20 protein-coding genes and 1 tRNA gene are annotated in these 22,157 nt (G+C 69.2%); 16 read left to right on the top strand and 5 right to left on the bottom strand.

Features of this window, described 5'->3' with window-relative positions:
* Positions 1-31: 31 nt before the first annotated feature.
* Positions 32-119 (bottom strand) — tRNA-Ser (locus DK368_RS00905).
* 330 nt (positions 120-449) lie between these two features.
* Between DK368_RS00905 and DK368_RS00900 the strand changes: the two genes are divergently transcribed.
* Positions 450-1,706, top strand: a complete 1,257-nt coding sequence (locus tag DK368_RS00900; RefSeq protein WP_114391667.1) for an acyl-CoA dehydrogenase — start codon at positions 450-452, stop codon at positions 1,704-1,706.
* A gap of 87 nt (positions 1,707-1,793) precedes the next feature.
* On the opposite strand, the gene DK368_RS00895 is transcribed toward DK368_RS00900, so the two are convergent.
* Together DK368_RS00895 and erpA are read right to left on the bottom strand one after the other, a co-directional pair.
* Positions 1,794-2,567: an exodeoxyribonuclease III gene (locus DK368_RS00895; RefSeq protein WP_114391666.1), complete on the bottom strand. Its 774-nt coding sequence runs from the start codon at positions 2,565-2,567 to the stop codon at positions 1,794-1,796.
* Positions 2,568-2,615: 48 nt separating this feature from the next.
* The gene (erpA, locus tag DK368_RS00890; RefSeq protein ID WP_114391665.1) at positions 2,616-3,011 is read right to left on the bottom strand and encodes an iron-sulfur cluster insertion protein ErpA; all 396 of its coding nucleotides are present in this window, start codon (positions 3,009-3,011) and stop codon (positions 2,616-2,618) included.
* A gap of 101 nt (positions 3,012-3,112) precedes the next feature.
* Between erpA and dgt the strand changes: the two genes are divergently transcribed.
* The 7 genes from dgt (at position 3,113) to scpB (ending at position 10,812) form a co-directional block, all read left to right on the top strand.
* A complete protein-coding gene (gene dgt / locus DK368_RS00885) occupies positions 3,113-4,438 on the top strand; it encodes a dGTP triphosphohydrolase (protein WP_114391664.1) in 1,326 nt (441 codons plus the stop codon).
* 118 nt (positions 4,439-4,556) lie between these two features.
* Complete coding sequence (gene argS, locus DK368_RS00880; RefSeq protein WP_114392065.1) at positions 4,557-6,311, top strand: arginine--tRNA ligase; 1,755 nt, start codon at positions 4,557-4,559, stop codon at positions 6,309-6,311.
* Positions 6,312-6,333: 22 nt separating this feature from the next.
* Positions 6,334-7,584: an SPOR domain-containing protein gene (locus tag DK368_RS00875; RefSeq protein ID WP_114391663.1), complete on the top strand. Its 1,251-nt coding sequence runs from the start codon at positions 6,334-6,336 to the stop codon at positions 7,582-7,584.
* Positions 7,574-8,671, top strand: a complete 1,098-nt coding sequence (nagZ, locus tag DK368_RS00870; protein WP_114391662.1) for a beta-N-acetylhexosaminidase — start codon at positions 7,574-7,576, stop codon at positions 8,669-8,671. The genes DK368_RS00875 and nagZ overlap by 11 nt, the downstream gene beginning before the upstream one ends.
* A gap of 1 nt (position 8,672) precedes the next feature.
* Positions 8,673-9,359: a site-2 protease family protein gene (locus DK368_RS00865; protein ID WP_193552234.1), complete on the top strand. Its 687-nt coding sequence runs from the start codon at positions 8,673-8,675 to the stop codon at positions 9,357-9,359.
* Between the two features lie 21 nt (positions 9,360-9,380).
* Positions 9,381-10,196 carry a segregation and condensation protein A gene (locus DK368_RS00860; RefSeq protein ID WP_114391661.1) on the top strand — a complete coding sequence of 272 codons (816 nt, stop codon included), beginning with the start codon at positions 9,381-9,383 and terminating at the stop codon, positions 10,194-10,196.
* Between the two features lie 16 nt (positions 10,197-10,212).
* Positions 10,213-10,812, top strand: a complete 600-nt coding sequence (scpB, locus tag DK368_RS00855; RefSeq protein WP_114391660.1) for an SMC-Scp complex subunit ScpB — start codon at positions 10,213-10,215, stop codon at positions 10,810-10,812.
* A 79-nt stretch (positions 10,813-10,891) separates the two neighbouring features.
* Here the strand turns inward: scpB and DK368_RS00850 are convergent, their stop codons facing one another.
* Positions 10,892-12,154 (bottom strand): putative bifunctional diguanylate cyclase/phosphodiesterase, encoded by a 1,263-nt coding sequence (locus DK368_RS00850; RefSeq protein ID WP_155524432.1) that lies wholly within the window; start codon positions 12,152-12,154, stop codon positions 10,892-10,894.
* 432 nt (positions 12,155-12,586) lie between these two features.
* On the opposite strand from DK368_RS00850, the gene DK368_RS00845 reads away from it, so the two are divergent.
* The 8 genes from DK368_RS00845 (at position 12,587) to DK368_RS00810 (ending at position 20,866) form a co-directional block, all read left to right on the top strand.
* On the top strand, positions 12,587-13,408 hold the full coding sequence (locus tag DK368_RS00845; RefSeq protein ID WP_114391658.1) for a YdcF family protein: 822 nt from the start codon (positions 12,587-12,589) through the stop codon (positions 13,406-13,408).
* A 195-nt stretch (positions 13,409-13,603) separates the two neighbouring features.
* On the top strand, positions 13,604-14,548 hold the full coding sequence (locus DK368_RS00840; protein ID WP_240002275.1) for a septal ring lytic transglycosylase RlpA family protein: 945 nt from the start codon (positions 13,604-13,606) through the stop codon (positions 14,546-14,548).
* A 119-nt stretch (positions 14,549-14,667) separates the two neighbouring features.
* The gene (locus DK368_RS00835) at positions 14,668-15,876 is read left to right on the top strand and encodes a D-alanyl-D-alanine carboxypeptidase family protein (RefSeq protein WP_114391656.1); all 1,209 of its coding nucleotides are present in this window, start codon (positions 14,668-14,670) and stop codon (positions 15,874-15,876) included.
* A gap of 7 nt (positions 15,877-15,883) precedes the next feature.
* Positions 15,884-16,516, top strand: coding sequence for a dTMP kinase (gene tmk, locus DK368_RS00830; RefSeq protein ID WP_114391655.1), 633 nt, complete (start codon positions 15,884-15,886; stop codon positions 16,514-16,516).
* A complete protein-coding gene (locus DK368_RS00825; RefSeq protein WP_114391654.1) occupies positions 16,513-17,628 on the top strand; it encodes a DNA polymerase III subunit delta' in 1,116 nt (371 codons plus the stop codon). The genes tmk and DK368_RS00825 overlap by 4 nt, the downstream gene beginning before the upstream one ends.
* A 62-nt stretch (positions 17,629-17,690) precedes the next feature.
* Positions 17,691-19,265 carry a methionine--tRNA ligase gene (metG, locus tag DK368_RS00820; protein WP_114391653.1) on the top strand — a complete coding sequence of 525 codons (1,575 nt, stop codon included), beginning with the start codon at positions 17,691-17,693 and terminating at the stop codon, positions 19,263-19,265.
* A 10-nt stretch (positions 19,266-19,275) separates the two neighbouring features.
* Positions 19,276-20,082: a TatD family hydrolase gene (locus DK368_RS00815; protein ID WP_114391652.1), complete on the top strand. Its 807-nt coding sequence runs from the start codon at positions 19,276-19,278 to the stop codon at positions 20,080-20,082.
* Positions 20,083-20,089: 7 nt separating this feature from the next.
* Positions 20,090-20,866, top strand: a complete 777-nt coding sequence (locus tag DK368_RS00810; RefSeq protein WP_114391651.1) for an MBL fold metallo-hydrolase — start codon at positions 20,090-20,092, stop codon at positions 20,864-20,866.
* Between the two features lie 94 nt (positions 20,867-20,960).
* Here the strand turns inward: DK368_RS00810 and DK368_RS00805 are convergent, their stop codons facing one another.
* Positions 20,961-21,941 (bottom strand): SLAC1 family transporter, encoded by a 981-nt coding sequence (locus DK368_RS00805; protein WP_114391650.1) that lies wholly within the window; start codon positions 21,939-21,941, stop codon positions 20,961-20,963.
* Positions 21,942-22,157 lie beyond the last annotated feature (216 nt).

Raw genomic sequence — 22,157 nt, 5'->3', positions numbered from 1 at the left:
ATATCGGGTCATAGAGGGAAATCGGCAGGGTTGGCGGAAGAGGTGGGATTCGAACCCACGGTGGGTTGCCCCACGGCGGTTTTCAAGACCGCTGCCTTAAACCACTCGGCCACTCTTCCGCAGCGCCGGCGCGGGTGTACCAGCCGGGGAGAGTTTCCTAGCGGGTTGTGCCGGGTGGGGCAAGGGGGAAGCGGAGCTTCGTTTCGGCAGGGCGCTCCCCATGACCCGGCGGCAGCGCCGCATCCCTCGCTGGCTGCGCTCCGCCACGCTGGGTGGGGGGCCCCATGCGGAAGCCCCGGCAGAATCCGCGCTGCCGGCGCGTCTGCGCGCTGGCGCGGGGGCGGTTTCAGCGGCTATGCTTGAAAATGACCCGTTTTGCCGCACAGGCGCGGGCGCCGGACGGCCGCAGGGCCGGACCAAGCAGAAGAACAGACCAGGGATGGAACGCCATGGATTTCGCCTATTCCGACAAGGTCGTGCAGTTGCAGGACCGGCTGAGCCGGTTCATGGAAGAGCATATCTATCCCAACGAGGCCGCGCTCTATGCCCAGGTGGCGGCCGGCGACACGCGCTGGAAGCCGCTGCCGCTGCTGGAGGAGCTCAAGGCCAAGGCCCGGGCCGAGGGGCTGTGGAACCTGTTCCTGCCGGAAAGTGATCTCGGCGCCGGGCTGACCAACCTGGACTATGCGCCGCTGTGCGAGATCATGGGCCGCAGCCACTGGGCGCCGGAGGTCTTCAACTGCTCCGCGCCCGACACCGGCAACATGGAGGTGCTGGTGCGCTACGGCACCCCGGCCCAGAAGCGGCAATGGCTTGAGCCGCTGCTGGCCGGCGAGATCCGCAGCGGCTTCGCCATGACCGAACCGGAGGTGGCCAGCTCCGACGCCACCAACATCGAGACGCGGATCGAGCGCCAGGGCGACCATTATCTCATCAATGGCCGCAAATGGTGGACCAGCGGCGCCAACGACACGCGCTGCAAGATCCTGATCCTGATGGGCAAGACCGATCCGGACAATCCCGACCGCCACCGCCAGCAATCCATGGTGCTGGTGCCCACCGACACGCCCGGCGTCACCATCAAGCGGCCGGTGCCGGTGTTCGGCTATGACGACGCCCCCCACGGCCATGCCGAGGTGCTGTTCGACAATGTGCGCGTGCCGCTGGAGAACATGCTGCTGGGCGAGGGGCGGGGCTTCGAGATCGCCCAGGGCCGGCTGGGGCCGGGCCGCATCCACCATTGCATGCGCCTGATCGGCGCGGCCGAGCGGGCGCTGGAGCTGATGTGCCGCCGCCTGTCCAGCCGCATCGCCTTTGGCAAGCCGGTGGCGGCGCAGTCGGTCTGGCATGAGCGCATCGCCGAGAGCCGCTGCCTGATCGAGCAGGCCCGGCTGCTGACGCTGAAGGCCGCCTTCATGATGGACACGGTCGGCAACAAGGTGGCCAAGGCCGAGATCGCCATGATCAAGGTCGTGGCGCCGAACATGGCCTGCAAGGTCATCGACTGGGCCATCCAGGCCTTCGGCGGCGCCGGCGTCAGCGATGATTTCCCCATCGCCTGGATGTACGCCAACGCCCGCACGCTGCGCCTGGCCGACGGCCCGGACGAGGTGCATCGCGGCCAGCTGGCCAAGCTGGAACTGGCCAAGCACGATCCGCGCAGCAACAGCCGCAGCGGCGGCCACGCGGCGGTGAAGCCGCGCTGACCCGGATGCGGGCCTGAAAGCCGGCCCCGATACGGCCAGGGGGGCATTCCCCCTGGCCGGCCTGCCGTCCGTCGAAGCGGCCGGCCGTCAGGCGTCGAGCGTCAGCACGACCGGCGTATGGTCGGACGCCTTTTCCCGCCCGCGCGGGCCGCGGTCGATCTCGCAGGACACCAGACGGTCGGCCGCGCGCGGCGACAGCAGGAAATGGTCGATGCGCAGACCCATGTCACGCGGCCAGGCGCCGGCCTGATAGTCCCAGAAGCTGTAGGCATGGGCCAGGCCGGGATGCAGGGCGCGGAAGGCCTCGGTATAGCCCAGCGCCAGGATCTCCTGGAATTTCAGCCGCGTCTCGCGCCGGAACAGGGCATCCTCGCGCCAGCCGGCCGGGTCGTACACATCCCCGTCCGCGGGAATGACATTGTAGTCGCCCCCCAGCACGACCGGCCGGTCGCCGGCCAGCAGGTCCCCGGCGTGATCGCGCAGCCGGTCCATCCAGCGCAGCTTGTACGGGTATTTCTCCGTGCCCACCGGGTTGCCGTTGGGCAGGTAGAGGCTGGCGATGCGCACCCCCGCCACCGTGCCCTCGACATAGCGGGCCTGCTCATCCTCCGGCGCGCCGGGCAGGCGGGTGAGCAGATCCTCCACCGGCTGCTTCGACAGCAGCGCCACGCCGTTGTAACTCTTCTGGCCCACGGCATGGACCTGATAGCCCAGCGACTGGAACTCCAGCGCGGGGAAGGCGGCCGTCTCGCACTTGATCTCCTGCAGCAGCACCACATCGGGATCGGCGCTGCCCAGCCACTCCAGCACATTGGGCAGGCGGGCCTTGACGGAATTGACGTTCCAGGTGGCGATCTTCACGGTCGGTTCTGCTTTCCGGGACGGGCAGGCGGCTCACATGGCGCCGGTTCAGATGGCAAAGGAAGAGCCGCAGCCGCAGGAGGACGAGGCATTGGGGTTGTTGATCTTGAAATAGCTGCCCATCAGGTCCTCGACGAAATCCACCTCGGCCCCGGCCAGCAGGTCCAGCGAGGTGTCGTCCACCACCAGCCGGGCGCCGTCGCGCTCGAACACATGGTCGTCGGCCTGGCGCGCCGCATCGAAATCATAATGGTACTGGAAGCCGGAACAGCCGCCGCCGCTGACCGACAGGCGCAGCATCAGGCCGGGATTGCCCTCCTGCGCCGCCAGGGTGCGCACGCGCGCTGCGGCGCTGGCGCTGAGGCCGACAATACGGCCGCCGCCGGAAACGGCATCGGCGGACGGGGCGGGCTGGGGGGCCGGGTCGATGGCAGGAATTGCCATGGCAGATCCTCTGGCATGCGGGCTGGACAAAGTGTCACGCACTATGTAAGCGGCGACGACCCGTCCGTCAAAGCGGGGCTGTACTGCGATGGAGCCGTGCCATGATGCGCTGGAAGACCCTGTTGTCCCGGCAGAGGCTGGCCAAGCCCGGCCGTGACGAGGAATTGCCCTGGCGCAGCGCCTTCGAGATCGATATCGACCGCATCACCTTCTCCACCAGCTTCCGCCGCCTGTCGGACAAGCAGCAGGTGCATGGCATCGGCGGGTCGGACTATGTGCGCTCGCGCCTGACCCACAGCATGGAGGCGTCGCGCGTCGGCCGCTCGCTGGGCAACTGGGTGGGGCGGGAGATCGTCGCCCGCTATGGCGAGGCGGAGGTGAGCGCCACCCCCTTCGATATCGGCCATATCGTGGCCGCCGGTGCCCTGGCCCACGATGTGGGCACGCCCTGCTTCGCCCATACCGGCGAGGACATCATTAGCGACTGGTTCCGCACCAGCCCCCTGGGCCGCGAGGTGCTGTCCGGCCTGCCGCCGCAGCAGGGCTTCGAGCTGTGCCGGTTCGAGGGCAATGCCCAGGGGTTCCGCGTGCTGACGCGGCTGCAGGGCTGGCGGCCCACCGGCGGGCTGCAGCTGACGGCGGCCACGCTGGGCGCCTACAGCAAATATCCCTGGAGCGCGCCGGCCGAACCGGGCGAGGTGCGGCCGCACACGCGCAAATACGGCTTCCTGGGCAGCGAGACGGAGCTGTTCCGCTGGGTCGCCGACGAGATCGGGCTGGTGCCCACCGGCCGCGACAGCTGGTGCCGGCATCCGCTGGCCTATCTGGTCGAGGCGGCGGACGACGCCTGCTACAGCATCGTCGACATCGAGGATGCCGTGAAGATGCGCATGCTGAACTTCGACGATGCCGAGGACCTGCTGAAGCCGGTCATCGACGAGTTCGACCGTCACGAATACCTGTCCATCGGGGACGAGGACCGGCGGCTGATCTGGCTGCGCGCCCGCGCCATCGACCGGCTGGTGACCGATGCCGCCGCCATGTTCCTGGAGCGGCTGCCGGAGCTGATGGAGGGCAAGGCCTGCCCGCCGCTGCTGGAGATGACCGACCGCGTGGATGCGCTGCGCGAGATCGAGGAGGTCAGCTACACCCGCATCTATCGCGGCCAGCAGCGCTGCGAGACCGACATCGTCGCCGCCCGCACCGTCACCACCCTGCTGGATGCCTATTGCGAGGCCTTCCTGGCGCGGGAGCAGGCGGGACCGGACGGTGAGCTGCCGCGCCGCTTCGCCAGCCTGCTGGAGACCGTGGCCGGCATCCACGGCATGCCCTATGACCGGCCGGGCTGGGTGCGGGCCTTGCTGGACTATGTCGCGGGGATGACGGACCGCTTCGCCATCCGCCAGGCCCAGCTGATTGCGGGGTAACGACGCGGTTAACGCCTCATTCTCGCCACTGTGCGGCGCAACAGGAATGCGCTACGGTGCCGGCTTCAATGAGAAAGCCGGCGCGCCGGCGCTCCGGTTTTGGGACCATCAAGAAAACATGAACGTCTTCAAGGATTTCGAAGCAAAGATCGCCGCGGCGCTGACCGAGATGACCGCCGCCGGTGACCTGCCGGCCGGTCTGGACCTGTCGCGCGTGACCGTGGAGCCGCCGCGCGACGCCAGCCATGGCGACGTCTCCACCAATGCCGCCATGGTGCTGGCCAAGCCGGCGGGCAAGCCGCCGCGCGTCCTGGCCGAGGCGCTGGTGGCCCGCCTGCGCACGCTGCCGGAGGTGACCGCGGCCGATATCGCCGGGCCGGGCTTCGTCAATCTCAAGGTGGCCGCCGACTGGTGGCTGAAGCGCCTGTCCGACGTGCTGGTGGCCGGCACCACCTATGGCGCCAGCCAGATCGGCGCCGGCCGCAAGGTCAATGTGGAATATGTCTCGGCCAATCCCACCGGCCCCATGCATATCGGCCACACCCGCGGCGCCGTGGTCGGCGACGCGCTGGCGGCCCTGCTGGAAAAGGCGGGCTATGCCGTCACCCGCGAATATTACATCAACGATGCCGGCGCCCAGGTGGACGTGCTGGCCCGCAGCGCCTTCCTGCGCTACCGCGAGGCGCTGGGCGAGGAGATCGGCGCCATCCCCGAGGGGCTGTATCCCGGCGACTATCTCAAGGCCGTGGGCCAGGCCCTGGCCGAGCGGGACGGTGCCGCCTGGCGCGACAAGCCGGAGGCCGCGTGGCTGCCGGTGATCCGCGACTTCACCGTGGCCCGCATGATCGAGGGCATCAAGTCCGATCTGGCCCTGCTGGGCGTGCGCCACGACCTGTTCAGCAGCGAGCGCGCCCTGGTGCAGGCCGGCGCGGTGGAGACGGCGCTGAAGGCGCTGGAGGACCAGGGCCTGATCTATGTCGGCGTGCTGGAGCCGCCCAAGGGCAAGAAGCCCGACGATTGGGAGCCGCGGCCGCAGACCCTGTTCCGCGCCAGCCAGTTCGGCGACGATGTGGACCGGCCGCTGAAGAAGTCCGACGGCAGCTGGACCTATTTCGCCAACGACATCGCCTATCACTATGACAAGTTCCGCCGCGGCTCGCCCACGCTGATCGACGTGCTGGGCGCCGACCATGGCGGCTATGTCAAGCGCATGCAGGCGGCGGTGAAGGCCATCACCGGCGGCCAGGGCGCGCTGGATGTGAAGATCTGCCAGTTGGTCAACCTGCTGGACAACGGTCAGCCCGTGAAGATGTCCAAGCGCGCCGGCCGCTTCGTCACCCTGCGCGACATCGTGGAGGAGGTGGGCGCCGGCGTGGTCCGCTTCATCATGCTGACCCGGCGCAACGACCAGAGCCTGGATTTCGACGTCACCAAGGTGACGGAGCAGTCCAAGGAAAACCCGGTGTTCTATGTGCAGTACGCCCATGCGCGCTGCCGGTCGGTGCTGCGCCATGCCGAGACGGCCTGCCCGGACTGGGACCTGACGGGGCCGGGGCTGGCCACGGCCGCGCTGGACCGCCTGTCCACGCCGGAGGAGGTGGATCTGGTCAAGCTGATGCTGGCCTGGCCGCGGCTGGTGGAATCCGCCGCCGACACCCACGAGCCGCACCGCATCGCCTTCTACCTGTACGACCTTGCCAGCGGCTTCCACGGGCTGTGGAACAAGGGCAAGGATGACGCCACCCTGCGCTTCCTGATCGAGGGGCAGCCGGAATTGACGCGGGCCCGTCTGGCCCTGGTCAAGGCCGTGTCCCTGGTGATCGCGGCCGGCCTGCAGATCCTGGGGGTCGAGCCGGCCGAGGAAATGCGCTGAGGCGGAGGACCGGACGGTGAGCATGGACGAGCACGACGATCTGCCGGAACAGCCGCGCACCGATCTGCGGGCCGGCGGCTTGCGGGCCGGTGACCTGCGGGGGGGCGACCTGCGGGCGGGCGATTTCCGTCCCGGCGCGGCCCGCCCGCAACCGCGGATCGAGCTGCGGAGCGAACCCCGGCTGGAGGCGAGGCCGGAGCCGCCGCCCGAGCTTCGGCCTGACAGTCGGCCCGAGCTGCGGATGTCCGCGGAACCGCCCCACGACGAGATCCAGGCCGAGCCCGCCTACAATCCGCGGGCCGGTTATGCCCAGCAGGCCCAGGGCGGTTACCATCCGCCGCAACCCGCCTATGCGGAGGAGGGCTATGACGAGGTCCCGCCGCCGCGCAAGCGCGCGGTGACCAGTCTGGCCGTGCTGGCCCTGGCGCTGGGGGCCTTCGGCGGCATCATCTACTACGCCTACACCCAGGGCATGCGCGCCGGGACCGAGAGCGTGGCCCCGGTGCTGCGCGCCGACACCAGCCCCACCCGCATGCGGCCGGAGAATCCCGGCGGCATGGATGTGCCGCACCAGGACAAGCTGGTCTATGACCGGCTGAACCCGTCCACCGCCAGTCAGCAGCCCGAGGTGGAGCGGCTGCTGCCGCCGCCGGAGGCGCCGCTGGAGCGGCCGCAGGCCGAGGAACCGTTGGCGGAGGAGGGACCGCCGGTGGTGCTGGGCCAGGAGGAAGGCCCGATGCCGGGCGCCGCCGTCCCGCCGCCGACCCGTGCGCCGGCGGGATCGGGGGCCGAGGGAGCGATGGCCACCGGGCGTCCCACGGTTCTGGCGCCCCCTGCCGCCACGGCACCGGGTCCCGCGGCACAGATGCCCCCGGCACAGCAGCCGGCGGCCGTTCCGCCTGCCGCCGTGAAGCCGGCGCCGGCCACACCCGCCCCGGCGGCCCCGGCGACCGCGCTGAAAACGCCTCCGGGGGCGCCGCCACAGACCCTGGCCCTGCCCAAGACAGAGCCGGCCAAGGTCCCGGCTGCGGGGGGCGTCCGCATCCAGGTGGGCGCTGTCGACGCGGAGTCGAAAGTGTCGCCGGAATGGAGCCGTCTGCAGAAGAAGTTCCCGGCCGATCTGGGGGGCCTGTCCATGCGGTCCGAACGCGTCGATCTCGGGGCAAAGGGCGTGCGCTACCGCATTCAGGCCGGCCCCCTGGACGAAGCCAGGGCCAGGCAGATCTGTGCCAGCCTGTCGGCGCAGAGCGTGGGGTGTCTCATTGTCCGCTGACCCGGCGTCCGCTGCCGCTGCGTCCGCTGGTGTTGCCGGGACGGGCGGCAGGCCGGCCGCCGCCGTCTATGGCTGCGGCGGTCCGGCCCTGGGCGCCGACGAACGGGCCTTCTTCCGCGAGGCCGACCCGTTCGGCTTCATCCTGTTCCGGCGCAATGTGGAGACGCCGGAGCAGGTGCGGGCGCTGGTGGCGGAGCTGCGCGCCTGCGTCGGCCGCGATGCCCCGGTGTTGATCGACCAGGAAGGGGGCCGGGTGGCCCGCCTGCGGCCACCGCATTGGCCGGCCCTGCCCTCGGCACGGACGATCGGGGCCGTGGCAGGCGGGATTGCGGCAGGCGGGGCTGCGGCGGGCGAGGCACAGGCGGTGCGGGCGGCCTGGCTGCATGGCCGGCTGCTGGCCGCCATGCTGGCCGATCTGGGCATCGATGTGGACTGCGCTCCGGTGGCCGACGTGCCGGTGCCCGGCGCCCATGATGTCATCGGCGACCGGGCCTTCGCCCTGGAGCCGGGGCGGGTGGCCGCACTGGCGCGGGCCCAGGCCGAAGGGCTGCTGGCCGGCGGGGTTCTGCCCGTGCTGAAGCATCTTCCGGGCCATGGCCGCGCCCATGCCGACAGCCATCTGGAATTGCCGGTGGTCGATGCCGGGCGGGAGGCGCTGGAGGCGCTGGACTTCGCGCCCTTCAAGGCGCTGGCCGACCTGCCGCTGGGCATGGTGGCGCATATCGTCTTCACGGCCATCGATCCGCACCGACCGTCCAGCATATCGGTTCCGGTCATCGACGGGATCATCCGCGGCCATATCGGCTTCCAGGGGCTGCTGTTCAGCGACGATATCGGCATGCAGGCCCTGGCCGGCGGTGCCGGTGACCGGGCCGCGGCCGTGCTGGCCGGGGGATGCGACGTGGCCCTGCATTGCAGCGGCGTGCTGGCCGAGATGCAGGACGTGGCCCGTGCCGTCCGGCCGCTGACGGCGGCGGCGGAGCGGCGCTGGCGGAGTGCCGCAGCCCTTAAAATTCCGGCCGCCCCTGCCGATATTCCGGGTCTGCGCGCAGAATTTGATGCGCTGCTGGCCGGAACAGGAGTGTGAGATGGACGATCTGGCGCCGATGATCCTGAAGATCTCGGTCATGGCCATCCCGGCCCTGGTCGCCATCACCTTCCACGAGGCGGCGCACGGCTATGTGGCCAAGCGGCTGGGCGATCCCACCGCCTATATGCTGGGGCGCGTGACCTTCAATCCGTTCCGGCACATCGACCCGATCGGAACCGTGGTCCTGCCGCTGATCCTGTTCCTGACCTCGGGCCTGCTGTTCGGCTGGGCCAAGCCGGTGCCGGTGGATTTGCGCAATCTCCACAATCCGCGCCGCGACATGGTGTGGGTGGCCCTGGCCGGGCCGGGCGTGAACATCGCCCTGGCGCTGGTGTCGGCCCTGCTGATGCATGTGGCGCCTTACCTGCCGGATTTCGCCGCCACCTGGTTCTTCGAGAATCTGCAGATCTCCATCTATTTCAATCTCGTCCTGGCCGTGTTCAACATGCTGCCGCTGCCGCCGCTCGATGGCGGGCGTGTGGCCGTGGGCCTGCTGCCCGACGCCCTGGCCCGACCGCTGGCCGGGCTGGAACGCTATGGCATGGTGATCCTGCTCGGCCTGATCTTCCTGATCCCGCTGGTGGCGGGACAGTTGGGCTATGCCTTCAATCCGGTGTTCATGGTCATCAGCCCCATCACCGAAGCCCTGTTCGACATCGTCGTCCGTGTCACCGGGCTGGCCTGACGGAGACTGCGGCAACCCCCGATGACCGACAGCCCTTCCACCGATCCCTTTGATCAAGGCCCCGAGCGCGCCACCGCGGGGGATGGGCTGCCGGACGCGGCGGACGGGCCGGCGCTGGTCCTGGATATCGACGGGTTCGAAGGTCCCATCGACCTGCTGCTGCTGCTGGCGCGCGACCAGAAGGTGGATCTGACCCGCATCTCCATCCTGCAACTGGCCGACCAGTATCTGGCCTTCGTCGAGACGGCGCGCCGGCTGCGGCTGGAACTGGCGGCGGATTACCTGGTGATGGCGGCCTGGCTGGCCTATCTGAAATCGCGCCTGCTGCTGCCCGATCCGCAGGAGGAGGAACCCTCCGGCGAGGAGCTGGCGGCGGCGCTGACCTTCCAGCTGCAACGGCTGGAGGCCATGCAGGGGGCTGCCGCCCGCCTGCTGAAGCGGCCGCAGCTGGGCCGCGACGTCTTCGCCCGCGGTGCGCCCGAGGACATGCCGGTACTGGAGACGCGCGTGCATGACCTGACGCTCTATGACCTGCTGAAGGCCTATGGCGACCACAAGCGCCGGCAGATGCAGTCCGGGCCGCTGCGGATCGCGGCCACCGAGCTGTACTCCATCGAGGATGCCATCCGCCGCATGGAGGATATCCTGGGGCGGTTGCCAAACTGGACCAGCCTTGCCGCCTTCCTGCCGCCGGGCTGGAAAGCCGGCGGTGTCCGCACCCGCTCCGCCCTGGCCAGCACCTTCGTCGCCACCCTGGAACTGGCCAAGTCCGGCCGGCTGGAGTTGCGGCAGGACGGCCCGTTTTCGCCCCTCTATCTGCGCACCCCGCAGCCCTGAACCCACGAGCGCGCCCATGTCCGCCGTTCCCGAAGACCATAACCAGCAGCTCCGCCTGCTCGAAGCCATCCTGTTCGCATCCGCCGATCCGGTGGGGGAGGAGATTCTTCAGGAGCGCTTCGGTGCGGCAGTGAAGGTGCGGGACCTGCTGCTGGAACTGCAGCTGCTGTACGAGAACCGCGGCGTCAATCTGGTGGCCATGGGCGGGCGCTGGGCCTTCCGCACGGCACCGGACCTGGGCGAGTACCTGCGCAGCGAAACGGAGGTGGCGGCCAAGCTGTCCCGCGCCGCGGTGGAGACCCTGGCCATCATCGCCTATCACCAGCCGGTGACGCGGGCCGAGATCGAGAGCATCCGCGGTGTCGCCACCAGCAAGGGCACGCTCGACATCCTGATGGAGACAGGTTGGATCAAGCCGGGCCGCCGGCGCGAAACACCGGGCCGGCCGCTGACCTGGGTCACCACACCCCATTTTCTCGACCATTTCGGCCTGGAGACCCTGCGTGACCTTCCGGGGGTGGAGGATCTGCGCGCCGCGGGTCTGCTGGACAGCCGGCCGGCCGTCTCCAACCTGCCGGGGTTGGCGGAAAAGGCCACGGCGGAAGCGGACGGCTGACATCGCGCCGACGGCCGGGTCGGCGGTGTGGAACGGCCGCCCCATGCCCGGTCACACGGAGGGAACGGGGTGGTGGGGTTTACAGCGTCGCCCCGGCCGGCTGCCGCTGCAACAGCTGGGCGAAATCCTCGGCCGGCACCGGGCGGGAGAACAGGAAGCCCTGGCCCTCCTCGACGCCCAGGCGGGTCAGAAGCGAGAACTGGGTGGCCGTTTCGATGCCTTCCGCCACCACCTTGAGATCCATGGCCTGGGCCATGGCCACGATGGCCTCGACGATATGGCGCGTCCGCTGGTCCGTCTCCATGCCGCTGACGAACTGGCGGTCGACCTTGAGGCAGTCCAGCGGCAGTTCCCGCAGATAGGAGAGCGAGGAGTAGCCGGTGCCGAAATCGTCCAGGGCCAGGGCCACGCCGCGGTCGGCGATCCAGCGCATCTGCCGCAGGGCGCTGTCGAGATCGTCGGGCAGGATGGTCTCGGTGATCTCCAGCTGCAGCAGATGGGGCGGAATCCCGCTTTCGGCCAGCAGAACATCGATCAGGGCCGGCAGGTGCCCCCAGCGCAGCTGGCGTTCCGAGACATTGACGGCGATCTGTGTCGGCGGCAGACCGGCATCGAGCCAGCGCCGGATCTGGGCCACGGCCTCACGCAGGACCCATTCGCCGATGGGCACGATCAGACCGGTTTCCTCGGCCGTGGGAATGAAGGTGCCGGGTGCCACCAGGCCCCGGGTCGGGTGCTGCCAGCGCAGCAGGGCCTCACCGCCGATCGGCTGGCCACCGGGAATGGCGACCTTGGGCTGATAATACAGAACGAACTGGCCGTGCCGGACGGCGGCCCGCAGCTCATCCTCCAGCGTCATCCGGTTCTTCAGCTCTTCCCGCATCTCGCGGGTATAATGCAGATAACTGGCTGTGCCGCTGCGGATGGCCCGATCCAGGGCGGTGGCGGCATTACGGATCAGCGCCGGACCATCGCTGGCGTCGTCGGGCGAGACGGCGACACCGATCTTGGCGGAGACGAACAGGGTCCGGCCCTGGACCTCGATCGGCTCCTGCATGCGGGTGGCGATGGCGGAGGCGACGAACAGTGCCTTGCCCCCATGTTCCAGCCCCGGCAGGAACACGCCGAACTGCGACTGGCCGAAGCGGCAGATGAGATCCGCCCCCGTGCAGGCCGCGGCCACCCGCTCCAGCAGGATGTCCATGGCGTAATCCAGCACCTGCTGCCCATGCAGCCGGAACAGCTGCGGCATCTGATCGACCTCGATCAGCAGCAGACCGGCGACGAGATGCCCGTCATGGGCGTCCATGATCCGGCCGACCTGTTCGGCAAACGGACGCATCTCCAGCGCGGTGCTGTCCTTCCCCGGCACAGGCGGATCAGGTTGGGCGCTTGCAAGGGGCGAGGGGATCAATGTCGTGCCTTTGCTGACCGCTGACCGTCGGGATGGGAACCCGCCGCGGGTGGTGTTTGCCGGACTTTTGCCAGACTAACGCCAGACCCGGACGGCAATCCAGCTACAAGGGTAGCTTTGGCATAGATACGTTAATATTTTTCCATTAAGAACAAGAAATAAAATTTCCATTCATTGGCGTGACCGCCGAGCCGCCGCTCCGTTCCCTGCCTGCCGGCACATGTTTCTTTCCGGCGCGGCCAGTTCGGTTGTCGTGGCGGCGGTCCGCGGCAGCGACCGCTTGACGCCGCGGCGGACTGGTGGCAAGGGCAGACGGCGATCTGGCCGGGGCAGGTGCCCCCTCTACGGGAGAAATCCGGGATGTCCTTCATCCTGTCGAAGCTGGCCTGGGGCCTGTTGCAGCCGGCCAATTTCCTCATGCTGCTGCTGATCCTGGCCGTGCTGCTGCTGCTCCTGGGACGGCGGCGGGCCGGAACCATCCTGGCGGGCGGTGTGGCGGCCATCCTGCTGGTTCTGGCGCTGACGCCGGTATCCGACCTGCTGCTGGGCGTGCTGGAGGAGCGGTTTCCGCTGCCACGGCCGATGCCCGAGCGGGTGGACGGCATCATCGTGCTGGGCGGCGCCGTTGATGCGGCTGGAACCCGCTATTATGGCATCCCCCAGCTCAATTCCTATGCCGAGCGGATGACGGTGCTGCCCGGTCTGATGGCACGCTATCCGCAGGCGCGGATCGTGTTCACCGGCGGGTCCGGCCGCCTGCTGAACCAGACCGACCGGGAGGTGGATGTGGCCCGCCAACTCTGGGGGGACATGGGTCTGGACCTGTCCCGCATCACCTTCGAAGGCAACTCGCGCAATACCTGGGAGAATGCGCTCTACAGCAAGGACCTCATGCAGCCGGCCCCCGGCGAGGTCTGGCTGCTGGTGACCTCGGCCTTCCACATGCCCCGCAGTGTCGGCATTTTCCGCAAGGCCGGCTGGCCGGTGATCGCCTATCCCGCCGACTTCATGCACGCCCCGCCCGACGACCGCTGGCGCGGCCTGAACCTGCTGGTCGGGCTGGGCAAGCTGACGCTGACCCTGCGCGAGACGGTCGGGCTGATCAGCTACCGGGCCATGGACCGAACCGACGCCTTGTTCCCGGCGCCGGATGCGGTGCCCGAGGCGGGCAGCGCCAGGTGACAAAAATCGCCGCAGCGCGTCCGGCCCCGGCCGGGCATTGCCGCCGCCGGGGCCGCGTGGCAGACAGGGAGCCGCGGCTGCATCCTGCATGGCCGACGGAGACGGGGTCTGCCGTCTTGGCGACGCGGTCACGGCTGGTGTAGGGTGCCGACCACAATAAATTGGGGTAGTTCCAGAATGGGCCGGATACATCTGGTGCGGTCGGTCATGATGGCGGCGAGTGTCGCCCTGCTGTCCGCGTGCGCGTCGAAACCGCCGGCCCCCACGGCCTCCGCGCCGAGCACCAGCCTGCCCGGCGGCGGCGTCTACAAGGTGGGCGAGCCCTATCAGATCGCCGGAGTCTGGTACTATCCCCAGGTCGACTACACTTACGACCAGACCGGCATCGCCAGCTGGTACGGCCCCGGTTTCCACACCAAGGCCACGGCCAACGGCGAGACCTACAACGAGAACGAACTGACGGCGGCGCACCAGACGCTGCCGATGCCGAGTCTGGTGCGTGTGACCAATCTGGAGAATGGCCGCTCCATCGTTGTCCGCATCAACGACCGCGGCCCCTTCGTGCCCGGCCGTATCCTGGACATGTCGCGCCGCGGCGCGCAGCTGCTGGGCTATGACCAGAAGGGCACGGCCAAGGTGCGGGTGCAGATCCTGGCCGAGGAGAGCAGGGCCATCGCCGCCGCCGCCCAGGCCGGCGGCAATGTGCAGATGGCCGGTTCGCCCGACGGCAGCCCGCCGCCCAAGGCCGCCCCGCGGCCGACGGTGGAGGTGGAAGGTGCGGCCCCGCCCAAGACGGCGCCGGCCCCGGCCCGCACCGTGCAGGCACCGACCACGGTGCCGGGCCGCACCGCCGACGACGGCCGCTTCCTGCCGGCCCCCGTGGTGGTGCAGGAGACCGTGCCCGCCGGGCCGCAGCGCATCTGGGTGCAGGCCGGTGCCTTCAGTATCTATGATAATGCCAACAAGCTGCGGGCCCGGCTGAACGCCATCTCGCCGACCAACATCTCTTCGGCCATGGTCGGGGATACCCAGTTCTTCCGCGTCCGCGTCGGCCCCTTCGACTCCGTCGACCGGGCCGATGCCGTGCTGTCCCAGGTGCTGGCCACCGGGCAGAACAGCGCCCGCATCATCGTCGATTAAGATCCGTTTGCACCGTCAGGGTGCTTGGCGCGCGGGGCTGACGGTCCTAGTCTGGAAGCGCTGGCGCGGACGAACCGCACCAGCGCCTGTTTTTCGTGGTACGGGATAACGATAGAGCCATGGATCGAGGGTTCCTGAAGGCCATCACGCGCACGCTCCGCCAGGTTGCGGTCGGCGCGCTGCTGGTTGCATCCGCGACGGCCCCGGCGGCGGCGGCCAGCATCGAGACCATCGCCCGCGAGGCGATCCTGATCGATGTGGGCACCGGCACGGTGCTGTTCGAGAAGAACGCCGACGAGCGGATGCCCACATCCTCCATGAGCAAGCTCATGACCGCCTACATGGTGTTCGAGCGGCTGAAGCAGGGGCGCATGTCGCTGGACGACACGCTGCCGGTCAGCCAGGAGGCCTGGAAGCAGCAGGGTTCCAAGATGTTCGTGGAGCTGGGCAACACCATCAAGGTGGAAGACCTGATCCGCGGCATGATCATCCAGTCCGGCAACGATGCCTGCGTGGTGCTGGCCGAAGCCATTTCGGGCACCGAGCCGGCCTTCGCCGCCGCCGCCACCAAGCGGGCGAAGGAACTGGGGATGAGCAATTCCAACTTCATGAACGCCTCGGGCTGGCCGGTTCCCGACCATTATTCCACCGCCCGCGACCTTTCCACGCTGTCCATCCGGCTGATGCAGGATTTCCCGGAATACTTCCACTATTACAGTGAGAAGGAATTCACCTATCACGGGATCAAGCAGGGCAACCGCAACCCGCTGCTCTATCGCAACATGGGTGTCGACGGGCTGAAGACCGGCCATACCGACATTGCCGGCTACGGCCTGATCGCCACCGGCGAGCGCAGTGGCCGGCGGCTGGTGCTGGTGGTCAACGGGCTGCCCAACATGCAGGCCCGCGCCGACGAGTCCGCCCGCCTGCTGGAATGGGGCTGGCGCGAGTTCGACAACTACACCCTGTTCAAGGGGGGAGAGACGGTCGACCAGCTGCCGGTCTGGCTGGGTCAGGCGGAGCAGGTGCCGCTGCAGGCGGAAAAGGCGGTGAAGCTCACCATGACGCATGAGCAGCGCGCCAAGATGAAGGTCAGCGTGGTGGCCAACGCCCCGGTGGCGGCCCCCATCGCCAAGGGCGCGCGGCTGGCCACGCTGACGGTCGAGGCACCGGACTTCCCGACGCAGGAGATCCCGCTGCTTGCCGCGGCCGATGTGCAGAAGCTGGGGTTCTTCGGCCGCATCGCCGCCGCCGCCGGCCATATGCTGTTCGGCCCTTCGACACCGGCCGTGGTGCCGGCGGCCCCGGCGGCCCCGGCGGCGAAGTAACCCGGCGATGACGGGCCGGTTCATCACGCTGGAAGGCGGGGAAGGGGCGGGGAAATCCACCCAGATCCGCCTGCTGGCCGACTGGCTGCGGGCGCAGGGCATCGCCGTGGAGACCACGCGTGAGCCCGGCGGCTCCCCCGGCGCGGAGGAGATCCGCGCCCTGCTGGTCACCGGCACGCCGGGACGCTGGCAGCCGATGACCGAGGCCCTGCTGCTGAATGCCGCCCGGCACCAGCATCTGGCGGAGACGGTGCGTCCGGCCCTGGCCGCCGGGCGCTGGGTGCTGTGCGACCGCTACGCCGACAGCACCTTTGCCTATCAGGGGGCGGGGCACGGGCTTGACCCGGACCTGCTGCGCGATCTGCACCGGGCCGCCACCGGCGGTCTGGTGCCCGACCTGACCCTGCTGCTGGACATCGATCCCGAGATCGGGCTGGCAAGGGCCGGCGCGCGGGCCGGCAATGAGACCCGTTACGAGCAGATGGCCCTGGCCTTCCACCGGCGTCTGCGCGACGGCTACCGCCGCATCGCCGAGGCCGAGCCGCAGCGCGTGGCCGTGATCGATGCCGCCCGCGGCGTCGATGCCATCCAGGCCGATCTCCGCGCGGTCCTCAGCGACCGGTTGAGGCCGGGCCGATGAGCACGCCGCTGGACAGCGACGATCCGTTCCTGCCGCGGCGCAATCCGCATCTGGAGGGGCATGCCGCCGCCGAGGCGCGGCTGCTGGACAGCTGGAATTCCGGGCGCATGCACCATGCCTGGCTGATCGGCGGCCCGCCGGGCATCGGCAAGGCCACGCTGGCCTTCCGCATGGCCCGGTTCGTCCTGGCCAAGGGCGGCGAGGCGGGGGGCGATGCGCTGTTCGCCCCGCCGCCCAGCCCCACCAGCCTGGTCGTCGACCCCGCCAACCCGGTGTTCAAGCGGGTGGCCGCCGCCGGCCATGCCGACCTGCTGACCATCCAGCGCACCTGGGACGAGAAGAGAAAGCGCTTCAAGCGCGACCTGCCGGTGGAGGAGGTGCGCCGCATCGCCCCGTTCCTGCGCCTGACCTCGGCCGAGGGCGGCTGGCGGGTGGTGGTGGTGGACGGCGCCGACCAGCTGAATGTCAGCGGCCAGAACGCCATCCTGAAGATCCTGGAGGAGCCGCCGCCGCGCACCCTGATCCTGCTGGTGGCCGACAATGTCGGGGCGCTGCTGCCCACCATCCGCAGCCGCTCGCGCCGGCTGATGCTGGAGCCGCTGCCGGAGGCCACAGTGCGGACGCTGCTGTTCCGCTACCGGCCGGACCTGGAAGAGGCGGAGCGCACGGCCCTGGCGCGCCTGGCCGAAGGGTCGGTCGGGCGGGCGCTGGAGTTGCAGTCGGCGGGCGGGCTCGATCTCTACAAGGCCATGCTGGGCCTGTTCGAGACGCTGCCGCGGCTGGACCTGCTGACGGCCTACCAGTTCGTGGACGGGGTGCTGCGCGGCCAGGACGACGCCGCCTGGACGGCCGTGACCGAGCTGGTGGGCTGGTGGCTGGGCCGCATGGCCCGCGCCCGTGCCCGCGGCGCGCTGCCGCCGGAGGTGGTCCCGGGCGAGGCCGCCCTGATGCAGCGTCTGTTGCAGGGGAGCCAACGGGCCGGTGGCCTTGATCGCTGGGTGGAGGTGTGGGAGAACACCAACCATCTGTTCACCAAGGCGGATTCAGCCAATCTCGACCGCCGGCAGATCCTGATGAACGCGCTGCTCCGGATCGAGGACGCCGCGGCCTGAGCCGGGTTCCCGCCGTTCCGCGGCAGCGCCAAGAACCGACCCGTCATCCGCGGAGAAGACCCATGGCCGGGCGCACGCCCTTCTACGTCACCACGCCGATCTATTACGTGAACGATGCGCCCCATGTGGGCCACGCCTACACGACGATCGCCTGCGATGTGATGGCCCGCTTCAAGCGCCTGGACGGGTATGACGTCAAGTTCCTGACCGGCACCGACGAGCACGGGCAGAAGGTGCAGAAGTCGGCGGAGGCCGCCGGCATCGCCCCCATCGCCCTGGCCGACAGGAATTCCCAGAATTTCCGCGATCTGGCCGCCCTGCTGAACGTCTCCAACGACGATTTCATCCGCACCACCGAGCCGCGCCACATCACGGCCGTGCAGGCGCTGTGGCAGAAGCTGGTGGAGAGCGGCGACGTCTATCTCGGCAGCTACAGCGGCTGGTACTCGGTCCGCGACGAGGCTTATTACGGCGCCGACGAGCTGGTGGAGCGCGACGGCAAGCGCTTCGCCCCCACCGGCGCCCCGGTCGAGTGGGTGGAGGAGCCCAGCTATTTCTTCAAGCTGTCCGCCTGGCAGGACCGGCTGCTGGAATTCTATGAGCAGCGGCCGGACTTCATCGCCCCCGCCGGCAAGCGCAGCGAGGTGGTCAGCTTCGTCAAGGGCGGGCTGAAGGACCTGTCCATCAGCCGCACGACCTTCGACTGGGGCATCAAGGTCCCGGGCGACGACACGCATGTGATGTATGTCTGGCTGGACGCGCTGACCAACTACATCACCGCCATCGGCTATCCCGACACCAGCGGCGACTATGCCCGCTACTGGCCGGCCGACCTGCATATGGTCGGCAAGGACATCCTGCGCTTCCACACCGTCTACTGGCCGGCCTTCCTGATGGCCGCCGGGCTGGAGCCGCCCAAGCGCGTCTTCGCCCATGGCTGGTGGACCGTGGAAGGCGAGAAGATGTCGAAATCCCTGGGCAATGTGGTGAAGCCGGCCGAGCTGGTGGAGACCTACGGCCTGGACCAGACCCGCTATTTCCTGCTGCGCGAGATCCCGTTCGGCAATGATGGCGACTTCTCCAAGCGCGCCATGATGCAGCGGATCAATGGCGAGCTGGCCAACGATTACGGCAATCTGTGCCAGCGCGTGCTGTCGATGATCCAGAAATATTGCGGCGGCGCCCTGCCGCAGCCGGGGGAGCGCACCGAGGCCGACACCAAGCTGCTGGACGCCGCCGCCGCCCTGCTGCCGGCCGTGCGCGCCGAGATCGATGTCCAGGCCTTCCACAAGGCCCTGGACGTCCTCTGGTCCGTGATCGGTGCCGCCAACCGCTATGTGGACGAGATGGCGCCCTGGTCGCTGCGCAAGACCGACACGGTGCGGCTGGGCACGGTGCTGTACACCCTGGCCGAAATCATCCGCCGCGTCGCCATCCTGACCCAGCCCTTCATGCCCCAGGCCTCCGCCCGCATCCTGGATCAGCTGGTGGTGCCGGAGGAGGCGCGCCGCTTCAGCGATCTGGACGCGGGCGTGCTGGCGGGCGGCGTGGCCCTGCCGCCGCCGCAGGGCGTGTTCCCCCGCTATGTCGAGGCGGAGCCGGGCAAGGACGAGGCCCCGGGTGCCAAGGGGAACTGAGGACCGGCCCATGCTTGTCGACAGCCATTGCCATCTGGACTTCCCCGACTTCGCGCCGGAGCGCGATGCCGTGGTCGAGCGGGCGCGGGCGGCCGGGTTGGGGCTGATGCTGACCATCTGCACCCATGTCAGCAAGTTCCAGCAGGTCCATGACGTGGCCCTGGCCTATCCGGACGTCTATTGCACCGTGGGCATCCATCCCCACCATGCCCTGGACGAATGGGACCACAGCGACCCGGCCACCCTGGCCGCCCTGGCGCAGTGGCCCAAGGTGGTGGGCATCGGCGAGACCGGCCTGGACTATTTCTACGACCAGAGCCCGCGCGCGGTGCAGCAGGACAGCTTCCGCCGCCATCTGCAGGTCTGCCGCGAGACGGGGCTGCCCGTCATCGTCCACACCCGCGACGCGGAGGAGGACACCATCCGCATCCTGCGCGAGGAGGGGGCGGGGCAGCCGGGCGGGGTGAGGGGGCTGCTGCACTGCTTCAGCAGCAGCCGCCAGCTGGCCGAACAGGCGCTGGAGGTGGGTTTCTACATCAGCTTCAGCGGCATCCTGACCTTCAAGAAGTCGGATGCCGTGCGCGAGGCCGCCTCCATCGTGCCGCTGGACCGGCTGCTGGTCGAGACGGATGCGCCCTATCTGGCGCCGGTGCCGCTGCGCGGCAAGCGCAACGAGCCGGCCTTCACCGTGCATACCGCGGAACTCCTGGCCGATCTCAAGGGCGTGTCCTATGCCGACCTGGAGGCGGCGACCACGGCCAATTTCCTGCGTCTGTTCGACCGGGTTCCCGCCGCGGCCCTGAACCGGGCGGCATGAGGGTCTGATGAAGATCACCATCCTCGGGTCCGGCGGCTCCAGCGGGGTGCCGCTGATCGGCAATGTCTGGGGTGCCTGTGACCCCGCCAACCCCAGGAACCGGCGCACCCGGCCGTCGATCCTGGTGGAGACGGCGGGCACGCGCATCCTGATCGACAGCGGGCCGGACCTGCGCGAGCAGTTGCTGCGGGAAGGGGTGCAGCATCTCGATGCCGTACTCTATACCCACGCCCATGCCGACCACACCCATGGCATCGACGATCTGCGGGCCGTGAACTGGCTGATGCGGCAGCCACTGCCCGTCCATGCCGATGCCGCCACGCTGGACAGCCTGCAGGCCCGCTTCGCCTATTGCTTCCAGGGCGAGCCGGAGGGCGGCTATTTCGCCCGGCCGTCGCTGGTGCCCCACGTCATCGACATGGACCAGCCGCTGCGCATCGGCGGTCTGGAGATCCGGCCCTTCGTCCAGGACCATGGCTACAGCACCAGCCTGGGCTTCCGTATCGGCCGCTTCGCCTATTCCACCGATGTGGTCCGGCTGGACGAGGCGGCCTTCGCCACGCTGGAGGGCATCGACACCTGGATCGTGGATTGCGTGCGCCCCGAGCCGCCGCATCCCGTGCATGCGCACTGGCCCATCACCCGGGGCTGGATCGAACGGGTCCGGCCGCGCCGCGCCATCCTGACCCACATGAACCACATGATGGACTATGACAGCCTGTGCCGCATGCTGCCGGCGGGCGTCGAACCCGGCTATGACGGCATGGTGGTCGAGGTCGGCTGAGCGGACGCTCACCCGCGTTGCGCTGTTTCGCCTCCGGTCAGGCCGACCGGGCACGCCAGGGCCAGTTCACCGGCAAGGACGTCCGTTGGTCCGCTCATCCCTCGGGCTGAAGCAGATGGCCGGTCCAGGCCGCGCGCAGGGTGGCGGCGGCGACCAGGACCAGGATGGACGTGGCGCCGGCCAGCAGCAGCCACAGCAGCGGTGCCAGCAGGGAGCTGGCCCCCTTGGCCTGCGCCGCCGCCTGGACCAGGGTCACGAAGGCGGCCGTGGGAAAGGTCCAGCCCCACCAGGACATGGCGAAGGGAGCGCGGGTGAACTCGGCGATCATGGTGGCCAGGACCAGGGCCAGGAACAGCGCCAGGCCGAGGGCGACCAGCGGGGCGGGACCATAGCCGCCGGTCAACGACGCCAGCGACAGGGCGGCCACCGATGGCGGCGCCAGCAGGATCACCAAGCTGGGCCGCAGCCGCGGCGGCAAGGCCGGGCCGGTGATCAGCCGGCCGAGAAGCAGCGGCTGCAGAATGACCCAGAGCAGGGCGCCCAGCCCGAACATCATCCAGGACAGCGTTTCGAACCCCAGCTTGGCGCCGAAGATCGGCGCCAGCACATTGCCGACCAGGGGGATCAGCAGCGGCGGCGTCAGCGCCGCCATCTCCCGCGGGGCCTGCAGCAGGCTGCGCACGGTCCAGGCGGCGATGGTGACATGGGCTGCCGCGGCGGCCAGCCACAGCAGGGCGGCCACTGCCGGGGCATGGGGGATCAGCCCACCGGCCAGGATCAGCAGCCCGATGGTGATGGCACCGGCGAAGGCAGAGCGCACGGGATGCTTCAGATCATCGGCCAGCGCCGCCGGATGCGCCAGGAAGCGAACGACATGCAGGGCGGCGATCAGCAGCCACAGCAGCCCGGCCAGCAGCAACAGCATCTCTCCGATGGCGGCCGGCGCCCCCAGCCCGCGCGCCGCTTCGCGCCACGCCAGTCCCAGCCCGCCGACCCCCATGGGCGCGGCGAACAGAGGCAGGGGCAGATGCTCCAGACGGGCATGGGGCGGTTGAGAGGAAACGGACAGAGTCATGGTGGACACGCCTCAAGCGGGGATGCCATGGCCGCCCGTCCGGAGACATCGCCAACCGGGCTGGGGCCGTGCCTGGCACATATCTAAGACTTTCCTTACGTAAGAACTATCGCATTTATAAAATCGACCGTGCGCATCTGCCGTGCGCATTCGCATAGGGTTGGCGCAGGCCTTGACCGGCAGCGACGGAAAGCTGGACGATGCACTGGTTCTGAA

It is taken from the genome of Oleisolibacter albus (assembly GCF_003336875.1).
Taxonomy (GTDB): Bacteria; Pseudomonadota; Alphaproteobacteria; order Azospirillales; family Azospirillaceae; genus Niveispirillum; species Niveispirillum album.
The sequence above is the reverse complement of the archived record's forward strand: the minus strand, read 5'-3'. Positions and strand labels throughout refer to the sequence as shown.